Raw genomic sequence first — 26483 nt, forward strand, 5'->3', positions numbered from 1 at the left:
CGGCAGGTGAAATTTTGATCGATTTGCACAAAAAGTAATCAGAATTGAATCGCTGAGGGATTTGAGATGACGGAATTGCTGACAGCTGCGCAAATGCGGGCCATCGAACGGGCCGCGATTGACTCCGGTGAGGTAACAGGGCTGGAGCTGATGGAGCGGGCCGGGCAGGGCGTTGTCGAGGCGATTTTTGAAGAGTGGCCAGACCTAGTGACGACAGCTGGTCGGGCTGTGGTTTTGTGCGGTCCGGGAAACAATGGCGGCGATGGGTTTGTCGTGGCGCGTCTGTTGCGTGATCAGGGTTGGGAGGTCGAAGTCTTTCTGTATGGCGATCCGGAAAAGCTACCACCGGATGCGCGGGTGAATTACGATTGGTGGCTGGGGCTAGGGGAGGTTGCACCGCTGACTGAACAGGACATGCGCAGGGGTGGTTCTGTCGACCTTTATGTTGACGCTCTGTTCGGGACGGGTTTGAAACGCGGTTTGGATGGTGAACTTTTTAAGGTCGTTCGGCATCTTTCTGGTGTGAACGGTGACCATTACGCTGACCGTCTGGTCAGCATTGACGCCCCATCCGGCTTGTGTTTGGACAGCGGACGGGTGCTGCATCAAGAACCTTTGAACCCATTGCCTCGCGAGTTGCTGGACAGTGCTCCTGCAGAGATGCGGAGCAAGGTTGTTCGTGCCGGCGGCGCGCGTGCTTTGTATGACCGTTTTGCGTCGTTGACTGTGTGTTTCGACAGCCCAAAGCCCGGGCATTTCCTGGCGCAGGGGCCGGATTTGTGTGGCAAGCTTGTTGTGAAAGACATCGGTGTTTCCATACGGCGTTGCCGCTATAGCGGTGAACCGTATGACAGTGCCTTCACATTTGGCCCAGCAGCTTCTCACAGGGGGAACCGCCCTGCTTTTCTGACCCTTGCCGAGACACCGGGGCGCGTGAAGGACGAGCGAACTTGGGGTGGATTGCCACTCTATCGCTTGCCCAAATTTAAACGGCATCACAAGTTCACGCACGGTCACGCCCTGATCTTTTCCGGTGGCTCAGCCAAAACCGGGGCCGCGAGGCTGGCCGCGCGGGGGGCGTTGCGCATTGGGGCTGGGTTGGTGACCTTGGCGGTGCCTCAGGCTGCTCAGGTGGAGGTCGCAGCGCAGGTGACGGCCATCATGTTACAGCGGGTTGAGGGGGCGAAAAGCCTTACAGATGTGCTGAAGGATGAGCGGTTGAACGCACTGTGCCTCGGCCCTGGATTGGGTATAGAGCGGGCGCATGAGTTGGTGCCGGCTGCGCTTGCGGCCGAACGAGCTACGGTTTTGGACGCAGACGTACTGTCGGCGTTTGCGGATGATCCGGCGGCGTTGTTTTCTCAACTCCACGAGAACTGTGTTCTGACGCCACATGGCGGAGAATTCTCGCGGCTGTTCCCGGATATTGCCGAGAAGCTGGCGGCAACTCCGACCAAAGGACCGGCCTTTTCCAAGGTGGATGCAACCCGTGAAGCGGCCGAAAGGGCAGGCTGCGTGGTTCTGTTCAAAGGGCCGGACACCGTGATCGCAGCTCCAAACGGGCGGTGTTCGGTCAATGCGGCGGTATACGACCGCGCTGCTCCTTGGTTGGCGACCGCAGGATCGGGCGATGTGCTGGCAGGATTCATCACCGGATTGCTGGCCCGAGGGCTCGGCCCGATACAGGCTGCGGAAACAGCCGCGTGGCTACATGTGGAATGCGCGCGCGTATTCGGACCGGGTTTAATTGCCGAAGATTTGCCCGAGCAGTTGCCTAAAGTTTTTAAAGAACTGAATATCTGATTTTTTGAGCGGGAATTGGCCGATCCGCGCTGCTTTCGGCGGCAATTGGCCGACAGGTTTGCAGTGGTGTCAAAGCGAGTGTTTGCCAGTCGCATAGCCGGGCGTCAGAATTCCCTTGTAGCGGTTCTGTGGCTGCGACTTGGACACAGGTAAGCTATTGATTAAAGTGGAAATTAAGTCCGGCTTTCTTGATCTCAGTGGCAGGTTTGCAATACTCTGACAGTATCGCTGCCGACTGCTGGAACGTTATGGATAACTACGCGATTTTAGGCCAATCGGGAGCCGGAATTTTCGAGGTGAATGAAATGACCCAGAGACTAAAACTGTCCTCAATTGCTGCTGTGCTGGCCGCGACAACGGCAATTCCTGCCGCGGCCGAGTTGAAATACGAAAACAACAGTGGCGGTTATGTGCTGCTGTACGGTCAGTTTGATCCGGTGATCGTGTCCGTCGATGATGGCGAGGAAACAGAGACCCGCTTGCTGGACAACGACCTGTCCAACAGCCGCGTCGGCCTGCGACTGATGCAGCCCTACGGTAGCAACGAGTTCATGTTCCGCTTTGAATCCGGACTGGGATTGCCAAGCACGGCCACGGCCAACCAAGATGGGACCAATACCGACGGCTGGAGCCGTGAAGACATCCGCCACGTCGATTTCTCGTTGAAGGGTGGCTACGGTAAATTCTCGGCCGGTCAGGGCAGCATGGCCTCGGATGGGGCTGCTGAAACTGATCTGTCTTATGTTGGTACAGCCCTCTATTCGTTCACTAACGATGAAAACGGCGCCTTCTTCTATCGCGGGTCTGACGGGATCCTGAGCGATATCACCGTGGGCGACTCGTCCAGCAACTTTGATGGCGGTCGTCGCGGGCGCATCCGCTACGACACGCCGGATTTCAACGGTTTCTCGGCTGCAATTGCTTATGGCCAGAACATCCTGTCCAGCAGCGATGACGACGACTACTACGATATCGCCATCAATTACGGCAACACCTTCGCCAACGGTGTCGAGTTTGCCGCCAGCGTGGCTTATGCGGTGCGTGACTTTGACGACAGCTCGGGCGAGCGGAAGGATACGATCGGGTCCGCCTCGGTTTTGCTGCCCAGCGGGTTCAGCTTTACAGCAGCTTTGGGTACGCGTGACGATACGGCGACAGGAGCAAGCGATCCGGACTATTGGTACACCAAACTGGCGTATGAAGGCGATTGGGTGTCCTGGGGTAAGACCGGTGTTGGTATCGACTACTTTGACGGCTCGGATTTCGAAAACGAAGGGTCTAGCACCAAGTCTTGGGGTATTGCAGTCGTTCAGCGGATCGACAGCATCAACACCGATGCCTACCTGAAATACCGCAACCACGATTTCGACGACACGACCGATTTCGACAAAAACGAAGCGTGGGTTCTGGGCGCGCTCTGGAAGTTCTGATCCAGCTCATCTGAGGGACAGACGCCCCGGCCTGGTCCGGGGCGTTTTTTTGTTCAAATCGGCGGCAAAACAAGACTGATCCGGGCTTTGCCCCTTGCACGCGGGCGGCTGGGCAAATAGAAGGCGTCAAATTTGCCCGGCGCGCCGTTTTGCGCGCCCCGAATCCTATGGGGACTACCATAATGCAGGTTACCGAGACGCTGAACGAAGGTCTGAAACGCGGCTACAATATCGTCGTATCCGCAGCTGAGCTGGACGACAAAGTAAACGAGAAACTGGTCGAAGCGCAGCCTGAGATTGAGATGAAGGGCTTCCGCAAAGGTAAGGTGCCGATGGCGCTGCTGAAAAAGCAGTTTGGTCAGCGTCTGCTGGGCGAAGCGATGCAGGAAAGCATCGACGGTGCTATGAACCAGCACTTTGAAGACAGCGGTGACCGTCCTGCGCTGCAGCCGCAGGTTAAAATGACCAACGAAGACTGGAAAGAGGGTGACGACGTCCACGTCGAGATGTCCTATGAGGCGCTGCCGGCAATTCCGGAAGTCGACTTGAAATCGGTCGAACTGGAAAAACTGGTCGTCAAAGCAGACGACGCGGCCGTCGAAGAAGCGCTGAACAACCTGGCCGAAACCGCTCAGGATTTCAAAGCGCGACGCAAAGGTTCCAAAGCCAAGGACGGCGATCAGGTTGTGATCGATTTCGTTGGTAAAGTCGATGGCGAAGAGTTCGAAGGCGGTTCCGCCGAAGACTATCCGCTGGTTCTGGGCTCGAACAGCTTCATCCCCGGCTTCGAAGAGCAGCTGGTTGGCGTGAAGGCCGAGGAAGAAAAAGACGTCAACGTCAAATTCCCCGAGGAATACGGCGCCGAGCATCTGGCCGGTAAAGACGCTGTCTTCTCCTGCACCGTGAAAGAGGTCAAAGAGCCCGTCGCGGCCGAGATCAACGATGAGCTGGCCACCAAGTTTGGTGCCGAAGACCTGGAAGCGCTGAAAGGCCAAATTGCCGAGCGTCTGGAAGCTGAATACGCCGGTGCATCGCGCGCGGTCATGAAGCGCGCCCTGCTGGACATTCTGGACGAGAAGGTTTCCTTCGACCTGCCGCCGTCGCTGGTTGAAGCCGAAGCCAAGCAGATCGCACACCAGCTGTTCCACGAGGAAAACCCGGACGTAGAGGGCCACGACCACGGTGAAATCGAGCCCACCGACGAGCACAACAAACTGGCCGAGCGCCGTGTGCGTCTGGGCCTGCTGCTGGCCGAGCTGGGCCAGAAGGCTGAGGTTGAGGTCACCGATGCAGAGATGACTCAGGCGATCATGAACCAGGCACGTCAGTATCCGGGTCAGGAACGTCAGTTCTTTGAGTTTGTGCAGCAGAACGCTCAGATGCAGCAGCAGCTGCGCGCGCCGATCTTTGAAGACAAGGTCATCGACTACATTGTCGAGCTGGCTCAGGTCGCTGACAAAGAAGTCAGCAAAGACGACCTGCAGAAAGCCGTTGAGGCACTGGAAGAGGAGTAATCCTCTTCCGCCCATCTATTGCGTGGGCACGAAAAAACGGAGCCGCCTGTAAATCAGACGGCTCCGGTGTGTGGCTTTGTACTATGAGGTGAGGGGGTCAGGCCTCATGAGCAAAAGCACGGGGGGTTCTTAGCAGAGCGGTCTTCTGCTCTGGTGTGAAGCGGTCTGAAAGGGCCTCGATCAACTCCAGCACAGCGCTGACCTCTTCTTTCGTCTTCGCCGAATGCATCTGTTCGACAAAGTACTTTTCAAGCTCGGTCAGAGGCTGGTGATCACGATTGGCAACGTTCTTCTCAGCATCTTTCTTGCTGTTGAACAGAGCCAACGCCTCTTCTTCTTCAAGGAACACGTTATCCTGGATGTCCGCAAACTCTCGCAGGCTTGCGATACGTTCATCGGTGCAGTCAACCAGTGCCGCAAGCGCTGAAACCTTGCCCATCGGCACGGTCTTTCCGACATAGTCGTAAGGCGCACAGGCCGAACGTTTGAGCACCCTGTCCATTACTGGATCAATGACTGTGACGATATCCTGGACACCTGCAGCTTTGGCGTATTCCAGAGAACCGATCATCAATTCACAGGTGGCATAGGACAACGAGTTCGCACCCTTGCCGCGGGTCAATCGTTGGGTGTCGACGCAGAAGCGGGTGGATTCCCAGAGTGTCGCACTTCGAATAGGCGGTTCTCCGTCCAGAATGGCCGAGAAAACATCGGCCAGCATATGGGGGCCGGTGGTCTGAAGGGCACGCACGGCTGCGACGACATTCCCCTCGTCGTCGAAACCGATTACGTAAGTCGGATCTAGACCGTCGAACTCGTCTATCTCTTTTCCGTTCTCGATTTGGACGTCCCAACCGAGACGCTCACCAAATACACGTGCTCTCAACTCGAACATCTCGTCAAGAACGCCGCTGAACAGATGTCTGTTCAGCCCATCTACTACGATGATCATTTCTTCCCCCTTCGAGTGGTTGTTTGGTAAACTAGACGTTACCGTTTTGGGGGAGAATTTCTATTGGGGGTTTCCCGTATTTTGTTCGAATTGTGGGATTTTTGTGTTTAACCGGTCCCAATAAGCCCGACTGCGATGGCACGCCCCACAGCTTGCGGCGTGGTCAACGCGCACAATTTTTCGCGGCTTGACCGCAGATGAACCTCGACGGTTCGATGTGAGATCGACAGAATATCACCGATATCTTGCTGCGACTTTCCTGCGGCAACCCATTGAAGAATCTCTGCTTCTCGGGTCGACAAGTTGGGGTGATACAACGCACCGGTGACGTCGTCCGAAGAAATCACGTTGTCATGCATGTGCACCGCCATGCCTTGAAGATCAGTGATGACGTGGGCGTAGAGCTTTTGCCACTCCTCCTTCGAGCAATCACGTGTCACGCTGAGAAAACCGATATCACCGTAAGGCCCACGGACGGGTATGGTAACCCCTTGACTAGGAAGCCCAAAATCGTGAGCGTCTCGGAAAACGCGCTGGAAGTTTTGGCTGCGCTCCAAGCGACTCCAATCAACCGGTGCGATGCTGCGTTTGGCCATGTGCAGCGTCGGATCAATCATCACTAGGTCGTGCTTTTGGTAATGCTCTTTCCAGTCGTCATTGTAGGTAACGTGGCCCGCAACTTTCCCCTCGGACGGATTCATCCCGGCATAGGCTGCGTGGTCCATGCTGAATTTGTCGCACACCTGCTTCAAAAACTCGGTGTACCGAGTTTCTGATCCTGGCAGGGTGCTCAGATCGATAATCTCCATTTTGCGCCTACAAACTAAGACTTGTATTGAAGCCCGATGGTGTTTTCGGGCCAGTAACGAACCAAGAGTGGAGCAGTTTTACCACGCGTCATCAAGGACAGCATATTTTCCAGAACATGACAAGACGATGGGAATTCTGTACGTGCTTTTCACTCGTATGTTATAAGTAAATGGGCATTTGTGTCACTTATTCATCACTTATGTTCTAGTTACATCATACATTAACGCCCAGAAAACTAGGGTGATGACGGCTGTAGTCCAGTTTCGACCAGCATGCCCCGCGCTTTGGCTTCTGGATAATACCCTTTGGCGTACAGGAAAATTGCCCGTTTCTGGTCCCCGTCCGACAGCAGCCAAGCGCCTCGCAGGTACTTGCCCGCAAACTCCAAGTTTGTATCAGCGTCCAGCAACCCTTGTGCATTTCCGGAATAACCCATCGAGCGCGCAGTGGCCGGCAGGATCTGCAACAAACCGTAGTAGGGGCGATTTACGGCCCATGGGCGGTGTGTGCTTTCCCGGATTGCCAGCTTGTGCACCAGTTCGCGCGGAAGTTCGTAGTGATCCGCCCAATGGTTGATTGATGCGCGCAGTTCGGGCGTTTCATTAGGGTATAGCGGAGGATCGAATGCGTCCTGAGTGACGGTGTCCGGTCCGCCACATGCTGCGAAGGGGGCTATCAACAGGATGGCCAGAACGCTGCGACGAAGGAAAGATTTCATCAGTGTACTCCGAAATTCAGGCTGCGATGATAGGAAACACGAAGCCGCGCGCAAGCATAGGTCTAAATTCTGGCTGAATTTTGCCCGTCTGGCGTGTGCACGAAAAAAGGCCGCACATATCGTGCGGCCTTTTCAATTCTTGCCTAAGCCGGATCAGGCTTTGGCTTCGTCTTCTTCAGCGGGTGCCTCGTCAGCAACCAGCTCTTCGTCATCCGAAGCGGCGGAACCGATATCGTCGAACAACTCGGCGATCTCGAATTCAGCAGCGGCTTCTTCTTCCGCGGCCAGTTCCTGGATCGATTTACCCGACGCCTGCAGTTCGGCCTCTTCTTCCGAACGGGCAACGTTCATCTTGATTTCAACTTCGACCTCGGGGTGCAGCTTGACTGCCAGCGAGTGCAGACCCAGTTCCTTGATCGGCGCGATCAGGGCAATCTGTTTCTTGTCGACGGTGAAACCTGCTTCGGTTGCGGCGTCTGCGGCGTCACGCGGAGTGACCGAGCCGTACAGAGCGCCGGCATCTGATGCCGAGCGAATCACGATGAACTGCTGACCGTCCAGCTTTTCAGCCAGTGCTTCAGCTTCTTTCTTGGTTTCCAGGTTGCGCGCTTCCAGCTGAGCTTTCTGGGCTTCGAACGACGCGATGTTGGCGTCCGATGCGCTCAGGGCTTTGCCTTGGGGCAGCAGGAAGTTGCGGGCGTAGCCGGGCTTTACGTCAACGACGTCGCCCATTTGACCCAGTTTCGCAACGCGTTCCAGCAGGATAACTTGCATGTCAGTCTCTCCTTACTTCACAGCGTAGGGCAGCAGAGCGAGGAAGCGGGCGCGCTTGATAGCACGAGCCAGTTCACGCTGCTTTTTCGCCGAAACGGCGGTGATGCGCGAAGGTACGATCTTGCCGCGCTCAGAGATGTAGCGCTGAAGCAGACGGGTGTCTTTGTAGTCGATTTTCGGCGCGTTCTCACCCGAGAACGGGCAGACCTTGCGGCGGCGGAAAAATGGTTTTGCGGCCATGGTTTATGTCCTTTCGTCAGGCTTAGATCAGCGGCGCTCGCGGCGGCCTTCGCGCTCATCGCGCTTCTGCATCTGGACCGAGGGGCCCTCGGCATGCTCGTCGACCTTGATGGTCAGAACGCGCATGACGTCTTCGTGCAGGCGCATCAGGCGCTCCATTTCCTGAACGGCACCAGCAGGGGCGTCGGTCTTCAGGAAGGCATAGTGGCCTTTGCGGTTTTTGTTGATCTTGTAGGCCATCGTCTTAACGCCCCAGTATTCGCTTTCGACGACGTTGCCGCCGTTGTCAGCCAGAACGGTGCCGAAATGTTCGACGAGGCTTTCTGCCTGCGCGTTGGACAGGTCCTGACGCGCGATCATTACATGCTCATACAGTGGCATGTGCACTCCTGTTTCTATCAAGGCGCATTTCATAGGCGGGGCCGTTTTGTCCTTCGCGACCCTGCCACGAGAGGCTGCGCGATTCATGTGATTTGCGAAGGATGGCCCCATATACACGTTCCAGCGTGAGGGGCAAGCCCTGCCACAGATGCCTTTGTGAAGTCGTGCTATTTCCTTTGGGCTGCCCAATTCCTGACGTTTTTCGGCTCAAAGTTGTTTTCATACCGGGGAATATCCGGAGAAACCGGACCCAGGACGGCAACCTGAAAACAGGGTGAGAGATATGACCGCGATGAATACGAACACATTCGAAGAGTCCGCAAACGCCGCGAACTATGAGAAATCCGTACCAGTGCTGATCGGTTTCGAGCCGAACTGGAAAGTCCGGATGGTCCTGGCCCGCGTTGTTGGCGCGTTTCTGATCGTGATGGCGTTTTCCATGTGGCTGATGGATGGTTCCGCTATGGCAACCGAGGTCTGGCCGATCAAACTGGCCGCGTCGCTCATGTTCCTGCTGGTTGGGGTCAGCCTGCTGACGATCCAGGTCCTTGATGCCCGCCCTGACGCATATTTCGATCCGATCCGCCGCGAGGTCCGCGTTTTGCAGAAAAACGAAAACGGACGCCCGCAAACCGTTCTGCGCCGCAGCTATGACACGCTGGGTGGTGCGCGCTTTGCCGATGAACAGGTCGAACTGTTTGATGTCGACGGCAGCCTGCTGATGAAGCTGCCGCTGCAATCGGCGGATGTCAGCCGAGCGCTCAAGGGACAACTGAGCGGAAGTGTAACAATCTTCGCCTAAGATTTATTCTGTTCATCAAAGAACAGAAACTGTGAGAGAATAAGACTTGTGTGCTGCCTTTAGGCAGCACATTTTCGTTATCGAGCAACCCAACAGGTTTGCATTCACAAAATTGCGGAGATTGTCATGAAATCCACCCTTCTTGCTGCTGCACTGGCCGTTTCGGCGACCTCGGCGTTTGCAAGCGCCGAGAAATACACTCTGGACCCAAGCCACAGCCAGGTCATCTTCAGCTATAACCACCTTGGTTTCTCGACCACCTATGGCATGTTCTCGGGCTTTGAAGGCGAGATCATGTTTGATCAGGAAGACCCCGCCGCGTCCAGCGTCACCGTTGCGATGCCCGTTGTCGAGATGTTCACCGGCTGGAAGCCGCGTGAAGATCACTTCATGACCGAGGACTTCTTCGGCGTGGCCGAAGGTGACATGATCACCTTTACCTCGACCGGTATCGAAGTCACCGGTGAAGGCACCGCCAACATCACTGGCGATCTGACCATGAACGGTGTGACCAAGTCGGTCGTTCTGGACGCCAAGCTCAACCAGGTTGCTGATCACCCGATGGCGAACAAGCCGTGGGCGGGTTTCGATGCCACCACCACGTTGGTGCGCAGCGACTTTGACCTGGGTCAGTTTGCACCCTTCGTCAGCGACGAAGTTGAAGTACGGATTTCGATCGAGGCACAGAAGGCCGAGTAAGTCGGTATCGATCCTCTGAAACGAAACCGCCGGGGTGTTGCCCCGGCGGTTCTTTTTAGCTTTCGCGTTCGGCTGTCAGATTGACTGTGACCACAACCCCAAAGCCCAGTGACTCTTCGGTCGGTTGTGAGGTGCCAACGTCGAAGTCCAGGCGGTTCAGCTGCAGTTCCCCGGCCATCGTTGCAGTGTTCTCTTGAAGATCAAGAGTGAACGGCAGTACAACGTCCACCGACTTGTCACGGATGGTCACAGGGCCACGCGCCTCATACCCGGTGTCCGTCTTGTAGATGTCGGCTTTGAATTGGGCGGTCGGGAATTGGGCGCTGTCAAAGAAATCGGCGGCCATGGCCTGGTCTGTAACCGTACCAAGGCTCAGCGATGCAATTGCAATCGTAACGTCCACAGTTCCGGCAAGCCCTGGTTCTGATGGGTCCTCAAAAGCGATTGCAGCGGTCCAGTCGGCGAACCGGCCAGTCACCGGGCTGCCCAATTGGCTGATGGTGATGGACAAGTCGCCTTCCTGCACCTGCCAGTCCGATTGCACCTCGGTCAGTTCAGCGGTGTCGGTCGCCGCGGCAGAGTGGTCCGAGAATATGCCGATGGACCAGCCGCCAACCAGGACCGCCACCCAAACCGTTAGTGCTGCAATTGCCGGAGTAAGCGAGTGGTGCTGAGCAGGAGGTTCTGGCGCATCCGATTGGCCGGGCAGCATTCGGCGCAAGGTGCTGTCCTTGTCGACAACATGGTGCTTGAGAGCCCCGGCAATGTGCAGGACCAGAGACCCCGCCAGAACCCAGATAAACAGCCAGTGCAGACCGGATGTGAGTTCAGACAAGAACGGAGACTTGGGCACGAAAGGTAGGTTTTGCCCAAAGGGCCACAGGATCGGCGCGAAGCCTTCGGATGCGGCATGGTGCACCCAGCCGGACAGCGGCACCAGAACCAACGAGGCGTAGAGCATCCAGTGTACGGTTTCGGCAGCGAAGGCTTCGGGTTTGTTGTCGGCGTTAAGCAGGCCCGGCTTGGTCTGGATCACAGCCCAAAGGATGCGGGCAAGGGCGACAAAGAAAACTGTGACACCCACGGTCTTGTGCAGTGAGAACAGGCGGGTTGCCCGGGCGATGTCATCCTCGGTGGTCGGAATCGACGGATCATAGATCGCGTGGGCCAGATCATTGGCGATCCATCCCAGCGGCAGCGCAGTGAATATCAGCAAGGCGGTTAGCCAATGAAACGTCTTGGTCACGCTGCCATAGCTTGAGAAGGTATTGGTCGAGGGCATCGGTTGCTCCGGGCTGGGATGGCTGGGTTCAACCTAAAGCCATGGGGGCAGGACTCAATAGCGCGATGCGCACACCAAAAGTGCCACAGTGCAGAGGTCAGGCAACGCTTGTGCAGCGCTCACACTCAGTTTACACCCCCCCGCAACCTAACGTCATCCAAGAGGTCGCAATGACACGCGCATTCGTTTTTCCGGGGCAGGGCGCCCAAACCATCGGGATGGGCAAGGCTCTAGCCGAGGCTTATCCGGCTGCTCAAGCTGTGTTCGATGAGGTCGACGAGGCCTTGGGTGAAAAGCTGAGCGCCCTGATCTGGGAAGGTGATATTGCAGACCTGACACTGACGCAGAACGCACAGCCCGCGCTGATGGCCACGTCGATCGCCGCGATGCGCGCGTTGGAGGTCGAAGGCGTTTCGATCACCGACGCGGCCTTTGTCGCTGGTCACTCGCTGGGTGAGTATTCTGCATTGGCCGCGGCTGGCGCCCTGTCGGTTGCCGACACCGCGCGTCTGCTTCGCACGCGTGGTCAGGCTATGCAAAGCGCCGTGCCGGTGGGCGAGGGCGCAATGGCCGCCATTCTGGGCCTTGATCTGGACGCTGTCCGTGCCGTCGCTGAAGAGGCCGCGCAAGGTGAGATTTGTCAGGCTGCAAATGACAACGACCCGACGCAGGTTGTGGTCTCGGGCGCGAAGGCTGCTGTCGAGCGTGCGGCAGAGATTGCCAAAGAAAAAGGTGCTAAACGCGCGGTTATGTTGCCTGTAAGTGCTCCATTTCACTGTGCGCTGATGCAACCTGCTGCAGATGTAATGGCGGAAGCACTGGCTTCTGTTGAAATCGTGGCTCCTGCCGTGCCTCTGGTGGCTAACGTGCGTGCCGAAGCGGTTACTGACCCTGACCTGATCCGCCAGTTGCTGGTCGAGCAGGTCACCGGCTCGGTTCGTTGGCGTGAAAGCGTTCAGTACATGGCCGCGCAGGGTGTGACCGAGACTTGGGAGGTCGGCGCAGGCAAGGCTCTGTCCGGGATGATCCGCAAGATCAACCGGGATATCGCAGGCAAAGCCGTTGGCACGCCGGACGACGTCCAAAAGGTCACCCAGGCCGAATCGTAAGTTAAAAAACGTTCCGTTGGGACGCACCAAAAGGGAAACCGAATGTTTGATTTGACAGGTAAGAACGCGCTGATCACAGGCGCTTCGGGCGGTATTGGGGGTGATATCGCGCGCGCGCTGCATGGTGCGGGAGCCTCTGTCGGGCTGTCTGGTACACGGGTCGAGCCTTTACAGGCGCTGGCGGATGAATTGGGCGAACGCGCCCATGTCCTGCCCTGCAACCTGAGTGATCCCGAGGCCGTTGCCGCGCTACCAAAACAGGCGGCGGATGCTATGGGTTCGGTCGACATTCTAGTCAATAATGCGGGCATCACGCGGGATAACCTGTTCATGCGAATGTCGGATGACGAATGGCAGAGCGTGATAGACGTAAACCTGACCGCCACCGCCATGTTGTGCAAAGGCGTGCTGCGCGGAATGATGAAGGCGCGGTGGGGTCGGATCATCAACATTTCGTCCATTGTAGGCGCAACCGGGAACCCGGGTCAGGTCAACTATTCCGCGTCTAAGGCGGGCATGGTCGGCATGACCAAGGCGCTCGCTTGCGAGGTCGCAAGTCGCGGAATCACGGCTAATGCGGTGGCTCCGGGTTTCATCACGACGGCGATGACGGACAAGCTGACCGATGACCAGAAATCGGGCTTGCTGACTCAGGTTCCGGCTGGTCGTATGGGTGAGCCTTCGGAAATTGCTGCGGCGGTTCTGTACCTTGCCAGCCCCGAGGCCGGTTATGTCACAGGAGCGACCTTGCATGTGAATGGCGGTATGGCCATGTTGTGATCGCAAACCGAGACAGTCGCGAAAGCGTTTGCCTCGGGCGTTGTCTGTGCTATAGGCGGCGCATGTATGCAGGGGTCGGCCAAACGGTCGGCCTTCTACTTTCCCGGTAATCGGGGATCCAAACCGCCCGGACCGGGCAAATCAAAGCCAGCCTGAGCGGGCAAGGGCTGAACCGGGCTTTAAGCCCTGAAATGGAATGAGGAATAGACATGAGCGACGTCGCAGATCGCGTTAAAAAGATCGTTGTTGAGCACCTGGGTGTTGAAGAAGACAAAGTAGCTGAAAACGCTTCGTTCATCGACGATCTGGGCGCAGACAGCCTGGACACCGTTGAACTAGTCATGGCCTTCGAAGAAGAGTTCGGCATCGAGATCCCGGATGACGCAGCCGAAACCATCCAGACCTTTGGCGACGCCGTCAAATTCATCTCTGAAGCGTCTTAATCGCTTCGATATCCGTTAAAAACGGCGCTTCCGGGCAACGGAGGCGCCGTTTTTTTTGCTCAATGGGAATTCGGGCTTGTCAGGATGACGTTGTGTTCGCAACCTTCGATGAGAGGCACAATAATCTTGAGCGGGCAGGGCATGATACGATCCACCCCGACAATAAACACATCGCGCCTGATGCTTAGCGGCATGCGGCCAGAGGATTTCAACCGGTTCGCCGAGATTTGGCGCAACCCCTGCATTGTGCGGCATATCGGCGGCAAGCCGCGATCGCGCGGTGAGGCTTGGGATTCGTTCCTACGCAACGCGGGGCACTGGCAGATGGCCGGGTTCGGGCAATGGGCCGTGTTGCAGCAATCGAATCGGCTGATGATCGGCCAGGCCGGATTCTTCTACGGAAACCGAGCGATGGGCGAAGATTTCGACAGTTTTCCCGAAGCAGGATGGATTCTGGTGCCCGAGGCGCAGGGGCAGGGGTTGGGTTTGGAGGCCGCTCAAGCCGCGCATGACTGGTTTGACCGCATCATGCCAGGACCGCTGGTGGCCATGGTAGATATGGCGAATTCGGCATCGCAAAAGCTGGCGCAAAAGCTGGGCTATACTGTGATGCGTGAATGCGAATACAACGACGCTCCGGTGGTGTTGTTGCGCCGAAACGGACCGCCCGCGCGCATATAGTCTCAATTTGGGTGTGATGCCGCAAAATGTCCTCAGTTTGCCGAAACTGGTGGAAGTGGGATTTATTCTGATCTGTATGATACAGTGAATTGCAATGCGATTGAGCGGAGGAGCGTGCTCATGAGGATTTATCCCACTATGGAACTGCAGAACGGCCGGTGCGTGACGCTGGAAAAGGGCCGTCTGGATGAAGCTATGATCTGGCACGTGGACCCCGTTGAAACAGCGCGTGGTTGGTCGTCCGCAGGTGCGGAATGGATGCAGCTGACCGATTTCGACGCTATCGAAGGTCGCGACACCAATGTTGAACTGGTCGAAGAGATCCTGCGCTCGTCTGAGATGTCGGTTCAACTGGCCGGAGGTATGCGTACCCGTGAACAAGTTGAGCAGTGGATCGACAAGGGCGCAGGACGTGTCGTCATCGGTACTCTGGCCGCTTGGGATCCGATCCTGGTCAAGGAACTTGCCAAGCTGTATCCGGATCAGATCGTTCTGGCTGTGGATGTGTGGCAAGGGCAGGTGATGACCGAGGGCTGGCGTAGCCAAAGCGCGTTCACCCCTGAAGCCTATATTGAGGCGTTCGCCGACACCCCGTTTGCGGCCATTCTTGTGACGGATATCGACAGCGACATGGAAGATGTCGAGGCGCAACTGGGCTTGATTTCCGGTCTGGCTGAGAAATCCCGCACGCCGGTTATCGCCAGCGGTGTTGTTCGTACGGCGGACGATATCTCTCGCTTGGCCTATATACCGAACATTTCGGGCGCAATCGTAGGACGGGCGCTGTTCCGCAAGTCGATTGATCTGGCGGAGGCACTAGAAACAGCGCAGGCAGCACACGAGCCGGTCGCGCAATTCCAGTAACACACCGACAAAAATGAAACCGTCTGTTGTCAGTTCGGACAACAGACGGTTTTTTCCTTTTGAACCGTTGTCGCCGTGTTGAGCGAAGTTTCAATTCGTTTCGGCAGGTTGCTGCCGGAAGGGAAAATACCGTTGCTCTTGCCCCCGGACCCCGGGCCGGGGTATGAGCGGTTCTCAAATAGGAAGCAGGCAAGAGGCATTTCATGCGCAGAGTCGTTGTAACCGGTCTGGGATTGGTCACTCCGTTGGCCAGTGGGGTCGAGGAAACCTGGTCGCGGCTGCTGGACGGAGAATCCGGTGCGGGCCCGATCACTCAGTTCGATGCTGAGGCAAGTGGGGTCACCACGACCTATGCCTGCGAAGTACCGCGCGGAGACGGTACCAATGGGACCTTTAACCCCGACGATTGGATGCCGCCGAAAGAGCAGCGTAAGATCGAAGACTTTATCCTGTATTCCATCGCGGCGGCCGACATGGCCTGTGCGGATGCGGGCTGGACGCCCGAGGACGAAGATGCACGCCTGCGTACTGGTGTTCTGATCGGGTCCGGTATTGGTGGCCTTGGGTCCATCGCGGACACCGCAAACCTAATCCGCGACAAAGGACCGCGTCGTGTGTCGCCGTTCTTTATCCCCGGTGCGCTGATCAACCTGGCCTCGGGTCAGGTTTCGATCCGGCATGGGTTCAAAGGGCCGAACCACTCGGTCGTGACTGCATGTTCGACCGGTGCCCACGCGATTGGCGATGCCAGCCGTATCATCCGCTCGGGCGACGCAGACGTGATGGTCGCTGGCGGTGGTGAGGGCTGCATCTGCGAGATTGGCATCGCTGGCTTCAACGCATGTAAGGCACTGTCGACCAAGTATGCCGACGATCCGAAAAAGGCGAGCCGCCCCTATGATATCGACCGTGACGGGTTTGTTATGGGCGAAGGCGCGGGCATTGTCGTTCTGGAAGAGTACGAGCACGCCAAGGCGCGCGGCGCGAAGATTTACGCCGAAGTTCTGGGCTATGGCATGTCCGGCGACGCCTATCACATCACGGCGCCGTCCGAAGATGGCGACGGTGCCGAGCGTTCGATGAAAGCCGCGCTGCGCAGCGCCGGATTGGAGCCGAAGGATCTGGACTATATCAACGCGCACGGCACCTCGACCATGGCGGATACGATTGAACTGGGCGCCGTAGAACGTCTGCTGGGCGATCATGCTAGCAATGCGACCATGACCTCGACCAAGTCGGCCACTGGTCACTTGCTGGGCGCGGCTGGCGCGATCGAGGCAATCTTCTCGATCCTGGCGATCCGCGATCAGGTTGCTCCGCCGACGATCAACCTGGACAACCCAGCGGTTGAAACACCGATTGATCTGGCCCCGAATGCGAAGCGTGAGCGTGAGATCAATGTGGCGCTGTCGAACTCGTTTGGCTTTGGCGGCACCAACGCCAGCGTGATCTTTGGAAAGGTCAGCTAAATGTGGCGGGCTTTGGCATCGAACGCGCTGACCATCCTGGTGGTCAGCCTGTTCCTGATCGGCGGTCTGATCCTTTGGGGACAGTCGCAATACAAGGCCGAGGGCCCGCTGCAAACCGCCATGTGTCTGCAGGTGAAAAGCGGATCGAACATGACCCGCGTCAGCCAGCAGCTTGAAGATGAAGGTGCCATCAGCAGCGCTATGCTTTTCCGGATGGGGGCCGATTACACCGACAAGGCCCAGCAACTGAAAGCAGGCAGCTTTCTGGTGCGAGAAGGCGCGTCGATGGAGCAAATCATCGACGAGATCACCAGCAGCGGTGCAAGCACCTGCGGGTCCGAGATCGAATATCGTATCGGTGTGACACGGGTTCAGACCCGTGTGCGCGAACTGGACCCGGCGACGCTGGATTTTGTTGAGATCGCCAGCTTTGAGGCCGGCGAGGAAGAAGCCCCCACTGAGTACACTGAAAAGCGTCAGGACGCCGACACCCGCTATCGCGTTTCGGTCGCTGAGGGCGTGACCTCGTGGCAGGTGGTTGAAGCGCTGAAGGGCATCGACGCGCTGAGCGGCGAGGTGTCCGAGGTTCCGGCCGAGGGCATGCTGGCCCCCGACAGCTATGAACTGGCCCCGGGCGATGACCGAGTGGCTGTGCTGCAGGATATGCAGGAAAAGCAACAGCTACGGATCAATGCGGTTTGGGAAAACCGGCAGGGTGACTTGCCGATCAACAGCCCAGAAGAGATGCTGATCCTTGCCTCGATCATCGAGAAGGAAACCGGTGTTCCGCACGAGCGTGGTCAGGTGGCCAGTGTGTTCGTGAACCGGCTGGAAAAGGGCATGAAGCTGCAGACGGACCCGACCGTGATCTACGGTGTCACCAAGGGTCAGGGCGTTCTGGGCCGTGGTCTGCGCCGTAGTGAGCTTCGCCGGGCAACGCCTTGGAATACATACGTAATCGATGGTCTGCCGCCGACGCCGATTGCCAATCCAGGGCTTGCAAGTCTTGAGGCTGCCGTGGCGCCGGAGGAGACGGACTATGTCTTCTTTGTTGCTGATGGAACAGGCGGGCACGCCTTTGCGGAAACTCTGGACGAGCACAACCGCAACGTTGCCAAATGGCGAGAAATCGAAGCTGAGAGAAACAGCTCGAGCAATTAAGAAAAAGGGCCGCGTCGAAAAACGCGGCCCTTTCTTTTTATGCTGCGGGGCGTCGGCGTGGGCGACGACGTTTGGAGGGCGCGGGTTTTGACGCCTCATTTGCCCCGTGCGGCCTGCGACCCCGGAACCCGCCACGCTTGCGGGGTTTCTTGGGCTCGGCGAATTCGGGCATGGTGCCGCTAGCGACCGGGATTTCGATCTTCATAAGTTTCTGAATCTGGCGCAGCTGGTCCAGTTCGTCCGGCGCGCAAAATGCGATGCCTTCACCCTCGCGTCCGGCGCGAGCGGTGCGGCCGATGCGGTGGACATAATTGTCGGGCACTTCGGGTAGGTCATAGTTGATCACGTAGGCAACGCCCGGAATATCAATCCCACGCGCGGCGACATCGGTGGCAACCAGCACATTGATCTCGCCAGCACGGAATGCCTTGATCGCGCGGTCGCGCTGCCCCTGGCTTTTGTTGCCGTGGATCGAGGCGGCGTTGAAACCATCTGCCACCAGGCCTTTCATCAGTTTCTCAGCCCCGTGTTTTGTACGGGCAAAGACCAGTGTTAGGGCGTCCATGTCTGCCGAAAGGACTTCACGCAGTTTCCGTGGTTTTTCGGCCCGGTCGAGGAAGTGAACCGATTGCGTGATCTTGTCTGCGGCTTTGCCAGGAGGCGAGACCTGCACCCGCTGCGGGTTGTTCAGGTAGGACTGGCTAAGCTCCTCCATCAGTTTCGGCATCGTCGCCGAAAACAGCATGGTTTGGCGTGGTGTGCCCAAGGCGGGCTCGATTTTGCGCAAGGCGTGGATAAAGCCCATGTCCAGCATCTGGTCGGCCTCATCCAGAACCAGATGACGGACCGAGCTGAGGTCGACAGCGCCACGCTCCATCAGGTCGATCAGGCGGCCCGGCGTGGCGACCAGAATGTCGGTGCCGCGCGACAGAAATGAAATCTGTTTACCGATTGATTGGCCACCGACCACGGTGGCGACGCGCAGTTTCGTTTTTTTTGTCAGGTTGCGCAGGCTTTCAGCGATCTGGTTCACCAGCTCGCGGGTGGGGGCCAGGATCAGGGCCTTGACCGTCTTGGGGGCCGGTTTGCCGGGTTGCGCTAGCATGTGATCAATCAGCGGCAAGCCGAAGGCCAGCGTTTTGCCAGTGCCGGTTTGGGCTAGTCCTAGGATATCGTGGCCCTGCAGAGCCAGCGGGATCGCCTGGTTCTGGATCGGCGTGGGTTGGGTAAATTTTGCGCTTTGCAGCGCGTCATTCAGAGCCGGGGCAAGGCCCAGCATATCGAAGTCGAACAATGAACTATCCTTTGCTGCCCGAGGCATCAGCCTGCGGGCAAGTCGAAATGGGCCGCATCCGCGACCAACAGGGTTTCTGCGAGACCTCGGGATACACAGGCGGATCCTGCTGTATCCGGTCTTCGCGTCAAGAACCCTGCGTGATGGGGAACTATGGGGTGGTTGGGCGCTGTGGGGCTGTCTAGGCCCGAATGCTCACGCGGCAGCGCTGTTTGGAGGGCACATGCTAGCTGCGAGGGGAAATGTCAAGCTAAATGGTGGTTGTTCCTCTCAGGGTCGCGTTTGTTGCATGTCAGAAAAAGAAAGATGGGTCCGGTGTCATTGGCTCAACCCAACTGCCTGGTTGATCACTAACCCAGTTCCTACGGCCCTATATGTCGGGTAGGGCGTACGTGCGTCGGTTTCGACGTCGCGCCGGATCCAATCCTGAGATTCTAGTTTAAGCAGGGAGGAAGACAGGGCCCGGTCCGTGATTGTAACCAAATCCGTCTTGATGGCAGAAAACCGATGAGGATTTCCGGTAAGAGCCAATACCGGCACGGTCCAGGATCTCTGAATGAGCCTTTTTGCACTGTTGTCAGAAACTGCTTTGGTGATTTCGCTGGCCATACGGGCTGCTTCTATCCCGGCAGTGGTCAAGCGAAACTCAGGTCGAAGAGGGTGCCCATGACCCGGATTACGTTCGACGAGGTCTAGCTGGATAAGGTGGTGAAGGCTTGCTGCGAAAGCCGTTCTGCCAGCGCCGCTGGCAGCGAGTAGGGGTGCCTGCCTGCCAGGAACACCCGAGTGCATCAGGTTCAGAATGTTCAGAGACCATGCGCGGCAGGTGATCTTGACAAGTGTGTTAATGTCCATAAAGTATAGTTAATATATTTTCAGAAGAATGGGAAGATCGATGCCGCTTGTTTCCTTGAAGAAAACGATTACGCTCGCGATTTCAGTACGGGATCGTCATGCCAGCGCCGACTGGTACAGCGACAAACTTGGGTTTGAGTTGATCCATCATATCAATGAAGCGGGTTGGAGCGAGATGCGGACCAACGTGGATGGAGTCACATTGGGTCTGGGTGAACAGGCCGAGCCATCACCGGGTAATTGCGTTCCAGTGTTTGAAGTTGCGGACATCGCCAACGCGCGCGACGTGTTAGAGACTGCTGGGGTGCAGTTCGACGGCGACACGGAAACAATTGAAGGTATGGTCAGCACAGCAACCTTCTATGACCCTGATATGAACGCGTTAATGCTGGCGCAGGATTTGACTGGCTAATCTCTCTCGTTTTGGCGAGCAAGTTTTAACCAACACCGTTCGGTCCCCGTTGCGCTCCTGTTGCGCAAAACGTTGACTTTGCGCGCTTATTCTCGTATAAGTTGTGCCATGCTAGAAGAAGTGGGCAACGGCCCCGGGGAAACCCGGCGGCCGTTTTTCGTTTCTCTCGTGCGGAAAAACTCACGCATGAGGTCACAGGCAAACATGACTTTGATTACCCCGGAAGAGCGGATGTCCCAGACGGCGGAACTTTTGCAGTCGCTTGAGACATCCATTCGCGGTTTGCGCCAAGCAGCGGAAGAACTGCGCAAGCAAATCGGAACCGGGGAGGATGCAGACCTGGCTGGTACAGCCAAACAACTCGGACAGTTAGAGGGGCTGATCCGAAGTTGCCAAAAAGTGGAGACAAGCTTTGTCGAACAACATCACAGACAAGCCGGAATTGCCCAAAGGGGGTATGCGCTCGACCTTGAGCGCGCTCGATTTGAAATCGGGTGCAGGTTGGCTCGCCTCCGCGCCTGCTGCGGTGCAGGACAGATTTCTGAGTGAGATCGGGGAGGGGGGGCTGTGTGCCCTCCCTTTCCTGTTCGAGTTCTGGGCGCTGCCGCATCAGTTGCCGCCCGAGGGTGACTGGCGGTCCTGGGTGATCATGGGCGGGCGCGGGGCCGGTAAGACGCGGGCGGGGGCCGAGTGGGTGCGGTCGGTGGTCGAGGGGTCTTTGCCGTTGGATAAGGGCGAGGCGTGTCGGGTGGCTTTGGTCGGTGAGACATTCGATCAGGTGCGCGATGTGATGATCTTTGGGGATAGCGGGATATTGCAGTGTTCACCGCCGGATCGGCGGCCTGTTTGGAAGGCGTCCGAACGCAAGCTGGTTTGGCCTAACGGGGCCGAGGCGCAGGCGTTTTCGGCACATGATCCCGAGGGGTTGCGCGGGCCGCAATTCGATGCGGCCTGGGTGGATGAGCTGGCCAAGTGGAAGAAGGCTGGAGAGACCTGGGATATGTTGCAATTTGCACTGCGTTTGGGGGATCGGCCTCGGGTCTGTGTAACCACGACACCGCGCAATGTGAAGGTTTTGAAGGAGTTGCTGGCGTCTCCGTCCACCGTGCAAACCCACGCGCCGACCGAGGCGAACCGGGCCAATCTGGCGGAGTCGTTTCTGGATGAGGTGCGCGCGCGCTATGCTGGCACGAGGCTGGGGCGTCAAGAGTTGGACGGGGTGCTGTTATCGGATGCCGAAGGGGCACTGTGGACCGGTTCGATGCTGGAGGCGGCACGCTGTGCGCAGGTGCCCGCGTTGGATCGCATCGTGGTGGCGCTGGACCCGGCGGTGACGGCAGGGTCGGATGCGGATGCCTGCGGGATTGTGGTCGTGGGGGCTCAGGTGCAGGGACCGCCCGAGGAGTGGCGAGCGTTTGTTTTGGCGGATCGAACGGTGCAAGGCGTTGGCCCCGCGGGCTGGGCGCAGGCGGCGATTGACGCGATGGATAAATTCGGCGCTGAACGGTTGGTGGCCGAGGTCAATCAAGGCGGGCAACTGGTGGAAGAGGTCGTGCGGCAGGTGGACCCTCTGGTGCCTTATCGGGCGGTGCGGGCGTCGCGCGGCAAGGTCGCGCGGGCCGAGCCCGTGGCGGCCCTGTACGAGCAGGGGCGTGTGTCTCATGTGGTCGGGCTGGACACGCTGGAAGAGCAGATGTGCCAGATGACCGCGCGGGGGTTCGAGGGGCAGGGCTCACCCGACCGGGTCGACGCACTGGTCTGGGCGCTGCATGAGTTGGTTGTGGCACCTGCGGGGGCGTATCGGCGGCCGAGGGTTCGGAGTTTGTGAAACGCTACTTCCTTGGTGTATGGTTGCTGATGCGCCTTACACCGATTTTATCTGGTTTCAGGTGCTTACGCGCTGTATGGCCAAACGTATGTCATTCGTTACAGTTACAGCTCACCGTTCGCCTGATTTGGAAGAAATCCTTACTCCAAAAGAGCGCTTGCTTTGGTCAGGACGTCCGGGTTTTGGCTTGAAGTTTTTTCAAGCTGTAGGCGAAGAACAGAAGTTGCAAGTGTTTATTCTAGTAGCACTTGTTGCGCTTTGGGCAACGCTACCATTAATAGATGCTGACCCAGATGCACGCTTCGGTCGATTTAAGGCGCTGTTTGTGTATGGCATTGCAACGGTAGCCTTGCTTTCGTTTTCGGCCTACCTCGCTGCTCAACGCCAGTTTGTTTTAAGCAATTTGATCTACTACGTTACCGATACACGCGTAATCATCTGTCGTTTTGGAAGAAATTGGAGGCTTAGCACCCGGCTATTTGTCGTTTCGTGCGAACATTCAACAACGTTTCCATACGAGGTGCTGCCCACCCGGCCTTATCCGTCGCTAAGGGTAGGAACCCTGCTTTCAGAACAACAGGTTCAATTCCTAGGGTTTGGTTTGTCGCATGCAGGTCATCCGGAACGGTTTGCTCGTGGTGTTGAACCGATTTTCCTGGACTACCTGGCAAATTCAGAACAGTTGCTTGCGATGATAAGGTCTTGTGCAGAAGATCGAAGAGTGGCGAACGACACCTGATCTTGAAGGTCGTTTCTATTAGATGACCGTTGGATTTGTAACGGCTCGTTGCTTGTCCTGTCTCCGCCCGTTGCTCATCCCCCGTACGCCCCATTCCCAAGGCTTAAACTTCTTTCCGTCATAACTCCTTTCAACAAGCCGGGCAGAGCGGCGGCAGAAAGGAGCACAGATGGTATTCGATTTCTTGCGTCGTGGATCGGCTGGCGAGGCACCCGAGGCGAAGGCGAGCGCGGCAGGCCCCGTGGTGGCGTGGCAAACCGGGGGGCGTGTGGCGTGGAGCCCTCGGGATGCGGTGTCGCTGACGCGGACGGGGTTTTCGGGGAATCCGGTGGGGTTTCGCTCGGTCAAGCTGATTGCCGAGGCGGCTGCGGCGCTGCCGCTGGTGCTGCAGGATCAGGCGCAGCGTTACGACACGCATCCCATGCTGTCCTTGATGCGCCGCCCGAACGCGGCGCAGGGGCGGGCCGAGTTGATGGAGGCCTTGTTCGGGCAGTTGTTGCTGTCGGGCAATGCCTATGTCGAGGCGGTGCAGGCTGAGGACGGCTTGCCCGTTGAGCTGCACGTATTGCGCTCGGACCGGATGAGTGTGGTGCCTGGCGTGGATGGCTGGCCCAAGGCCTATGATTACACGGCGGGTGGCAAGACGCACCGGTTCCCAGCGGATGCAATCTGTCACATCAAATCCTTCCATCCGCAGGACGACCATTATGGGTTCTCGCCAATGCAGGCAGCGGCCATGGCAATTGATGTTCATAACAGCGCGTCTCGGTGGTCTAAATCGCTGCTGGACAATGCGGCGCGACCCTCGGGGGCGCTGGTGTGGAAAGGCGATGGCCATGGGGTGATGGCCGAGGATCAGTTCCGCCGTTTGTCGGACGAGATTGAGCAGAACTATCGTGGGGCGCGGAATGCCGGGCGTCCGATGGTTCTGGAGGGGGGGTTGGATTGGAAGCCGATGGGCTTTTCGCCGTCCGACATGGAGTTTCAGAAGACTAAGGAAGCCGCCGCCCGCGAGATCGCACTGGCCTTTGGTGTCCCGCCGATGTTGCTGGGAATTCAGGGCGACGCGACCTATTCGAACTATCAGGAGGCCAACCGGGCGTTCTATCGCCTGACGGTTCTGCCCCTGGTGACGCGGGTGGCGGCGGCGATGTCGGAATGGCTCTCGGGGCACACTGGCGAAGACCTGATGCTGAAACCGGATCTGGATCAGGTGCCAGCGTTGTCTGCTGAGCGGGACGCACAATGGTCGAGAGTCAGCCGTGCCGAGTTTCTGAGCGATGCCGAAAAGCGGTCTCTGCTGGGGCTTCCTGCACTGGCGGAGGGTGCGGATGGCTGAGGGGTATCCGCCATTCGATTGCGCGCCAGGCCTGCGTCTAGCGGCGCATGAACGGGTGGCAGAAATCCAGCACGCACATCTGTGCCGCCGGTTGGATCAGATCGAAGAGATGATGGAGCGGCTTGAGAAGCGTTTGTGGCTGACGGTCTACGGTGTCGCGGCCGTGATCCTGGCGCAGGTTTTTCAATCGTTCCTTGCGGCCGCGCCGTGAAATCAAAATCTTACGAGGAGGTGTTCATGGATTTGGAGCACAAGTTTGCACGGTTCGGAGACGGGCTGTCGGTATCCGAGGATGCGGTGATCGAAGGGTATGCCAGCCTGTTCGGACAGGTCGATCAGGGCAGCGACGTGGTGCAGAAAGGTGCCTATCGCTCCTCGCTGGCAGGGCTTGAGAAGGAGAGCCAGCGGGTCAAGATGCTATGGCAGCACGACCCGGCACAGCCCATCGGCGTCTGGGACGAAGTGCGCGAAGACGACACCGGCCTTTGGGTCAAGGGCCGCCTGTTGGAAAGCACGCAAAAGGGCCATGAGGCGGCGGCACTGATCCGTGCCGGTGCGATGGATGGGCTGTCGATTGGCTATCGCACCAAACGCGCCGTGAAGAATGAAAAGGGCCATAGGGTCCTGACCGAACTGGAGCTGTGGGAGGTGTCGCTGGTGACTTTCCCGATGCTGCCCAGTGCGCGGGTGGCGGCAAAGGAGTTTGATCCTGATGCCGACGAGACCCTGCGCAGTATTGCCGAGGTGTTCAACGATGCCCGGCAGGAGCTGGCGCGACCCTAGCGCGCCTCAAACCCACCCAAGAAATGGAAGTGCTGATGAGCAAGACCGAAACCCCGGCCTTGACCGGAGAGGGTGCGCCCCTGGTTCAGGAGGTGAAGCAGGCGATGGCTGGCTTCGTGAATGAATTCAAGGGCCTCAAGGCTGAAGTTAAAACCAAAATTCAACAGACAGAAGAGCGACTGACCATGCTGGATCGTAAATCAACCATCGCGGCGCGCCCGCATCTTGCGGCTTCGATCGGGGACGGAGCACCGCATCAGAAGGCCTTCGACGCTTATGTACGTTCGGGCGAGGATGACGGCTTGCGCGGGCTTGAGATGGAATCGAAATCGTTGTCGAGCGCGGTCAACAGCGACGGCGGTTATCTGGTTGACCCGCAAACCGCCGAGATCATCAAGTCGGTTCTGAAATCCACTGCTTCGATCCGCTCGATTGCGTCGGTGGTGAATGTCGAGGCGAACTCGTTCGACGTACTGATCGACCACACCGATGTGGGCGCTGGTTGGGCGGACGAGAACGCGGCCGCGACTGAAACGGCAACTCCGTCCATCGACCGTATCTCGATCCCGCTGCACGAGCTGAGCGCCCTGCCCAAAGCCTCGCAACGTCTGCTGGACGATAGCGCCTTTGATGTCGAAGGCTGGCTGGCAGGCCGTATTGCTGACAAGTTCGCCCGCGCCGAGGCCTCCGCCTTTATCAATGGGGATGGGGCGGATAAGCCCAAGGGGATCCTGAACCACACCAAGGTCGACAATGACGTTTGGGACTGGGGCAATATCGGCTACGTGCCCACCGGTATCGACGGCGGTGTCGAGGCGGATGCGATTGTCGATGTGGTCTATGCGCTGGGTGCCCAATATCGCGTGAACGGCACCTTCGTGATGAACTCAAAAACTGCGGGCCTCATCCGTAAGCTGAAAGACAGCGATGGCCGTTTCTTGTGGTCGGACGGTCTGGCTGCTGGCGAGCCTGCGCGTCTGATGGGCTACCCGGTTCTGATCGCCGAGGACATGCCGGATGCAAGCACTGATAGTTTCTCGATCGCCTTCGGTGACTTCCAGGCAGGTTACACCATTGCCGAGCGTCCTGACCTGCGCGTCCTGCGTGACCCGTTCAGCGCCAAGCCGCATGTCCTGTTCTATGCGACCAAGCGCGTTGGCGGCGACGTTAGCGACTTTGCCGCGATCAAGCTGGTGAAATTCGGCACCGCCTAATGCGGGCTGAATCCTCAGGGGGCTATTGGTCCCCTGGGGCGGCGGGCGCGGGCCGGGGTGAGATCCTCTGCGTTGTCTAGCTGCTCCCCTCCGTCCGAGCAACGTGG

At 57.9% G+C, this 26483-nt stretch carries 29 protein-coding genes; 20 read left to right on the top strand and 9 right to left on the bottom strand.

Going from position 1 to position 26483, the window contains the following annotated elements; translation table 11 throughout:
* Window positions 1-66: 66 nt before the first annotated feature.
* From ACXAGD_RS05470 to tig, 3 genes are all read left to right on the top strand, one after another.
* On the top strand, window positions 67-1803 hold the full coding sequence (locus ACXAGD_RS05470; RefSeq protein ID WP_475208958.1) for an NAD(P)H-hydrate dehydratase: 1737 nt from the start codon (window positions 67-69) through the stop codon (window positions 1801-1803).
* Window positions 1804-2108: 305 nt separating this feature from the next.
* Complete coding sequence (locus ACXAGD_RS05475) at window positions 2109-3233, top strand: porin (protein ID WP_475208959.1); 1125 nt, start codon at window positions 2109-2111, stop codon at window positions 3231-3233.
* A gap of 182 nt (window positions 3234-3415) precedes the next feature.
* The gene (gene tig / locus ACXAGD_RS05480) at window positions 3416-4747 is read left to right on the top strand and encodes a trigger factor (protein WP_475208960.1); all 1332 of its coding nucleotides are present in this window, start codon (window positions 3416-3418) and stop codon (window positions 4745-4747) included.
* Window positions 4748-4844: 97 nt separating this feature from the next.
* Here the strand turns inward: tig and ACXAGD_RS05485 are convergent, their stop codons facing one another.
* From ACXAGD_RS05485 to rpsF, 6 genes are all read right to left on the bottom strand, one after another.
* Window positions 4845-5699 (bottom strand): acyl-homoserine-lactone synthase, encoded by an 855-nt coding sequence (locus ACXAGD_RS05485; protein WP_475208961.1) that lies wholly within the window; start codon window positions 5697-5699, stop codon window positions 4845-4847.
* A 107-nt stretch (window positions 5700-5806) separates the two neighbouring features.
* The gene (locus ACXAGD_RS05490; RefSeq protein ID WP_475208962.1) at window positions 5807-6508 is read right to left on the bottom strand and encodes an autoinducer binding domain-containing protein; all 702 of its coding nucleotides are present in this window, start codon (window positions 6506-6508) and stop codon (window positions 5807-5809) included.
* Between the two features lie 236 nt (window positions 6509-6744).
* Window positions 6745-7227, bottom strand: a complete 483-nt coding sequence (locus ACXAGD_RS05495; RefSeq protein WP_475208963.1) for a transglycosylase SLT domain-containing protein — start codon at window positions 7225-7227, stop codon at window positions 6745-6747.
* A gap of 153 nt (window positions 7228-7380) precedes the next feature.
* Window positions 7381-8001: a 50S ribosomal protein L9 gene (gene rplI, locus ACXAGD_RS05500; protein WP_475208964.1), complete on the bottom strand. Its 621-nt coding sequence runs from the start codon at window positions 7999-8001 to the stop codon at window positions 7381-7383.
* A gap of 12 nt (window positions 8002-8013) precedes the next feature.
* Window positions 8014-8241 carry a 30S ribosomal protein S18 gene (rpsR, locus tag ACXAGD_RS05505; RefSeq protein WP_005608650.1) on the bottom strand — a complete coding sequence of 76 codons (228 nt, stop codon included), beginning with the start codon at window positions 8239-8241 and terminating at the stop codon, window positions 8014-8016.
* 27 nt (window positions 8242-8268) lie between these two features.
* Window positions 8269-8622, bottom strand: a complete 354-nt coding sequence (rpsF, locus tag ACXAGD_RS05510) for a 30S ribosomal protein S6 (protein ID WP_170325294.1) — start codon at window positions 8620-8622, stop codon at window positions 8269-8271.
* Between the two features lie 292 nt (window positions 8623-8914).
* On the opposite strand from rpsF, the gene ACXAGD_RS05515 reads away from it, so the two are divergent.
* Window positions 8915-9424, top strand: a complete 510-nt coding sequence (locus ACXAGD_RS05515) for a hypothetical protein (RefSeq protein ID WP_475208965.1) — start codon at window positions 8915-8917, stop codon at window positions 9422-9424.
* 126 nt (window positions 9425-9550) lie between these two features.
* Window positions 9551-10123 (top strand): YceI family protein, encoded by a 573-nt coding sequence (locus tag ACXAGD_RS05520; protein ID WP_475208966.1) that lies wholly within the window; start codon window positions 9551-9553, stop codon window positions 10121-10123.
* Between the two features lie 55 nt (window positions 10124-10178).
* On the opposite strand, the gene ACXAGD_RS05525 is transcribed toward ACXAGD_RS05520, so the two are convergent.
* A complete protein-coding gene (locus ACXAGD_RS05525; protein WP_475208967.1) occupies window positions 10179-11405 on the bottom strand; it encodes a cytochrome b/b6 domain-containing protein in 1227 nt (408 codons plus the stop codon).
* A gap of 170 nt (window positions 11406-11575) precedes the next feature.
* Here ACXAGD_RS05525 and fabD point away from each other — a divergent pair, with 170 nt between their 5' ends.
* The 7 genes from fabD to mltG all read left to right on the top strand — a co-directional run bounded on the left by fabD (window position 11576) and on the right by mltG (window position 17912).
* Window positions 11576-12514, top strand: a complete 939-nt coding sequence (gene fabD / locus ACXAGD_RS05530) for an ACP S-malonyltransferase (protein WP_475208968.1) — start codon at window positions 11576-11578, stop codon at window positions 12512-12514.
* A 42-nt stretch (window positions 12515-12556) separates the two neighbouring features.
* Window positions 12557-13294: a 3-oxoacyl-[acyl-carrier-protein] reductase gene (gene fabG, locus ACXAGD_RS05535; protein ID WP_475208969.1), complete on the top strand. Its 738-nt coding sequence runs from the start codon at window positions 12557-12559 to the stop codon at window positions 13292-13294.
* A gap of 209 nt (window positions 13295-13503) precedes the next feature.
* Window positions 13504-13737 (top strand): acyl carrier protein, encoded by a 234-nt coding sequence (locus ACXAGD_RS05540; RefSeq protein ID WP_008756330.1) that lies wholly within the window; start codon window positions 13504-13506, stop codon window positions 13735-13737.
* 141 nt (window positions 13738-13878) lie between these two features.
* Complete coding sequence (locus ACXAGD_RS05545; protein WP_475208970.1) at window positions 13879-14418, top strand: GNAT family N-acetyltransferase; 540 nt, start codon at window positions 13879-13881, stop codon at window positions 14416-14418.
* 120 nt (window positions 14419-14538) lie between these two features.
* Complete coding sequence (locus ACXAGD_RS05550; RefSeq protein ID WP_475208971.1) at window positions 14539-15282, top strand: 1-(5-phosphoribosyl)-5-[(5-phosphoribosylamino)methylideneamino]imidazole-4-carboxamide isomerase; 744 nt, start codon at window positions 14539-14541, stop codon at window positions 15280-15282.
* Window positions 15283-15485: 203 nt separating this feature from the next.
* On the top strand, window positions 15486-16751 hold the full coding sequence (fabF, locus tag ACXAGD_RS05555) for a beta-ketoacyl-ACP synthase II (protein WP_475208972.1): 1266 nt from the start codon (window positions 15486-15488) through the stop codon (window positions 16749-16751).
* Window positions 16752-17912, top strand: coding sequence for an endolytic transglycosylase MltG (gene mltG, locus ACXAGD_RS05560; protein WP_475208973.1), 1161 nt, complete (start codon window positions 16752-16754; stop codon window positions 17910-17912).
* Between the two features lie 37 nt (window positions 17913-17949).
* Here the strand turns inward: mltG and ACXAGD_RS05565 are convergent, their stop codons facing one another.
* Window positions 17950-19206 (bottom strand): DEAD/DEAH box helicase, encoded by a 1257-nt coding sequence (locus tag ACXAGD_RS05565; protein ID WP_475208974.1) that lies wholly within the window; start codon window positions 19204-19206, stop codon window positions 17950-17952.
* Window positions 19207-19524: 318 nt separating this feature from the next.
* The gene (locus ACXAGD_RS05570) at window positions 19525-20061 is read right to left on the bottom strand and encodes a winged helix-turn-helix transcriptional regulator (protein ID WP_475208975.1); all 537 of its coding nucleotides are present in this window, start codon (window positions 20059-20061) and stop codon (window positions 19525-19527) included.
* Window positions 20062-20101: 40 nt separating this feature from the next.
* On the opposite strand from ACXAGD_RS05570, the gene ACXAGD_RS05575 reads away from it, so the two are divergent.
* From ACXAGD_RS05575 to ACXAGD_RS05610, 8 genes are all read left to right on the top strand, one after another.
* Window positions 20102-20473, top strand: coding sequence for a VOC family protein (locus tag ACXAGD_RS05575; protein ID WP_475208976.1), 372 nt, complete (start codon window positions 20102-20104; stop codon window positions 20471-20473).
* 204 nt (window positions 20474-20677) lie between these two features.
* On the top strand, window positions 20678-21022 hold the full coding sequence (locus ACXAGD_RS05580; RefSeq protein WP_475208979.1) for a hypothetical protein: 345 nt from the start codon (window positions 20678-20680) through the stop codon (window positions 21020-21022).
* Window positions 20931-22301, top strand: coding sequence for a DNA-packaging protein (locus ACXAGD_RS05585; RefSeq protein ID WP_475208980.1), 1371 nt, complete (start codon window positions 20931-20933; stop codon window positions 22299-22301). The genes ACXAGD_RS05580 and ACXAGD_RS05585 overlap by 92 nt, the downstream gene beginning before the upstream one ends.
* A gap of 76 nt (window positions 22302-22377) precedes the next feature.
* Window positions 22378-23040, top strand: coding sequence for a hypothetical protein (locus ACXAGD_RS05590; RefSeq protein ID WP_475208981.1), 663 nt, complete (start codon window positions 22378-22380; stop codon window positions 23038-23040).
* Between the two features lie 169 nt (window positions 23041-23209).
* On the top strand, window positions 23210-24379 hold the full coding sequence (locus tag ACXAGD_RS05595) for a phage portal protein (RefSeq protein WP_475208982.1): 1170 nt from the start codon (window positions 23210-23212) through the stop codon (window positions 24377-24379).
* The gene (locus ACXAGD_RS05600) at window positions 24372-24590 is read left to right on the top strand and encodes a GTA head formation protein, RCAP_rcc01685 family (protein WP_170557090.1); all 219 of its coding nucleotides are present in this window, start codon (window positions 24372-24374) and stop codon (window positions 24588-24590) included. Before ACXAGD_RS05595 ends, ACXAGD_RS05600 begins: the two co-directional genes overlap by 8 nt.
* Window positions 24591-24616: 26 nt before the next feature.
* A complete protein-coding gene (locus ACXAGD_RS05605; protein WP_475208983.1) occupies window positions 24617-25162 on the top strand; it encodes an HK97 family phage prohead protease in 546 nt (181 codons plus the stop codon).
* A gap of 35 nt (window positions 25163-25197) precedes the next feature.
* Complete coding sequence (locus ACXAGD_RS05610) at window positions 25198-26376, top strand: phage major capsid protein (protein WP_475208984.1); 1179 nt, start codon at window positions 25198-25200, stop codon at window positions 26374-26376.
* The last annotated feature ends 107 nt before the right edge of the window (window positions 26377-26483 follow it).

Source organism: Ruegeria sp. ABF4_144 (assembly GCF_056160045.1).

Excerpts from the sequence above, each read along its gene's own strand:
- ACXAGD_RS05575 (WP_475208976.1), top strand. The coding sequence starts at position 20,102 with ATGCCGCTTGTTTCCTTGAAGAAAACGATTACGCTCGCGATTTCAGTA.
- ACXAGD_RS05580 (WP_475208979.1), top strand. The coding sequence starts at position 20,678 with ATGACTTTGATTACCCCGGAAGAGCGGATGTCCCAGACGGCGGAACTT.
- ACXAGD_RS05600 (WP_170557090.1), top strand. The coding sequence starts at position 24,372 with ATGGCTGAGGGGTATCCGCCATTCGATTGCGCGCCAGGCCTGCGTCTA.
- ACXAGD_RS05610 (WP_475208984.1), top strand. The coding sequence starts at position 25,198 with ATGAGCAAGACCGAAACCCCGGCCTTGACCGGAGAGGGTGCGCCCCTG.
- ACXAGD_RS05545 (WP_475208970.1), top strand. The coding sequence starts at position 13,879 with ATGATACGATCCACCCCGACAATAAACACATCGCGCCTGATGCTTAGC.
- mltG (WP_475208973.1), top strand. The coding sequence starts at position 16,752 with ATGTGGCGGGCTTTGGCATCGAACGCGCTGACCATCCTGGTGGTCAGC.
- fabF (WP_475208972.1), top strand. The coding sequence starts at position 15,486 with ATGCGCAGAGTCGTTGTAACCGGTCTGGGATTGGTCACTCCGTTGGCC.
- rplI (WP_475208964.1), bottom strand. The coding sequence starts at position 8,001 with ATGCAAGTTATCCTGCTGGAACGCGTTGCGAAACTGGGTCAAATGGGC.
- ACXAGD_RS05595 (WP_475208982.1), top strand. The coding sequence starts at position 23,210 with ATGGTATTCGATTTCTTGCGTCGTGGATCGGCTGGCGAGGCACCCGAG.
- ACXAGD_RS05550 (WP_475208971.1), top strand. The coding sequence starts at position 14,539 with ATGAGGATTTATCCCACTATGGAACTGCAGAACGGCCGGTGCGTGACG.
- ACXAGD_RS05585 (WP_475208980.1), top strand. The coding sequence starts at position 20,931 with ATGCGCTCGACCTTGAGCGCGCTCGATTTGAAATCGGGTGCAGGTTGG.
- ACXAGD_RS05515 (WP_475208965.1), top strand. The coding sequence starts at position 8,915 with ATGAATACGAACACATTCGAAGAGTCCGCAAACGCCGCGAACTATGAG.
- ACXAGD_RS05605 (WP_475208983.1), top strand. The coding sequence starts at position 24,617 with ATGGATTTGGAGCACAAGTTTGCACGGTTCGGAGACGGGCTGTCGGTA.
- fabG (WP_475208969.1), top strand. The coding sequence starts at position 12,557 with ATGTTTGATTTGACAGGTAAGAACGCGCTGATCACAGGCGCTTCGGGC.
- ACXAGD_RS05570 (WP_475208975.1), bottom strand. The coding sequence starts at position 20,061 with ATGGACATTAACACACTTGTCAAGATCACCTGCCGCGCATGGTCTCTG.
- rpsR (WP_005608650.1), bottom strand. The coding sequence starts at position 8,241 with ATGGCCGCAAAACCATTTTTCCGCCGCCGCAAGGTCTGCCCGTTCTCG.
- ACXAGD_RS05525 (WP_475208967.1), bottom strand. The coding sequence starts at position 11,405 with ATGCCCTCGACCAATACCTTCTCAAGCTATGGCAGCGTGACCAAGACG.
- ACXAGD_RS05495 (WP_475208963.1), bottom strand. The coding sequence starts at position 7,227 with ATGAAATCTTTCCTTCGTCGCAGCGTTCTGGCCATCCTGTTGATAGCC.
- fabD (WP_475208968.1), top strand. The coding sequence starts at position 11,576 with ATGACACGCGCATTCGTTTTTCCGGGGCAGGGCGCCCAAACCATCGGG.
- rpsF (WP_170325294.1), bottom strand. The coding sequence starts at position 8,622 with ATGCCACTGTATGAGCATGTAATGATCGCGCGTCAGGACCTGTCCAAC.
- ACXAGD_RS05490 (WP_475208962.1), bottom strand. The coding sequence starts at position 6,508 with ATGGAGATTATCGATCTGAGCACCCTGCCAGGATCAGAAACTCGGTAC.
- ACXAGD_RS05540 (WP_008756330.1), top strand. The coding sequence starts at position 13,504 with ATGAGCGACGTCGCAGATCGCGTTAAAAAGATCGTTGTTGAGCACCTG.
- tig (WP_475208960.1), top strand. The coding sequence starts at position 3,416 with ATGCAGGTTACCGAGACGCTGAACGAAGGTCTGAAACGCGGCTACAAT.
- ACXAGD_RS05590 (WP_475208981.1), top strand. The coding sequence starts at position 22,378 with ATGGCCAAACGTATGTCATTCGTTACAGTTACAGCTCACCGTTCGCCT.
- ACXAGD_RS05475 (WP_475208959.1), top strand. The coding sequence starts at position 2,109 with ATGACCCAGAGACTAAAACTGTCCTCAATTGCTGCTGTGCTGGCCGCG.
- ACXAGD_RS05520 (WP_475208966.1), top strand. The coding sequence starts at position 9,551 with ATGAAATCCACCCTTCTTGCTGCTGCACTGGCCGTTTCGGCGACCTCG.
- ACXAGD_RS05485 (WP_475208961.1), bottom strand. The coding sequence starts at position 5,699 with ATGATCATCGTAGTAGATGGGCTGAACAGACATCTGTTCAGCGGCGTT.
- ACXAGD_RS05470 (WP_475208958.1), top strand. The coding sequence starts at position 67 with ATGACGGAATTGCTGACAGCTGCGCAAATGCGGGCCATCGAACGGGCC.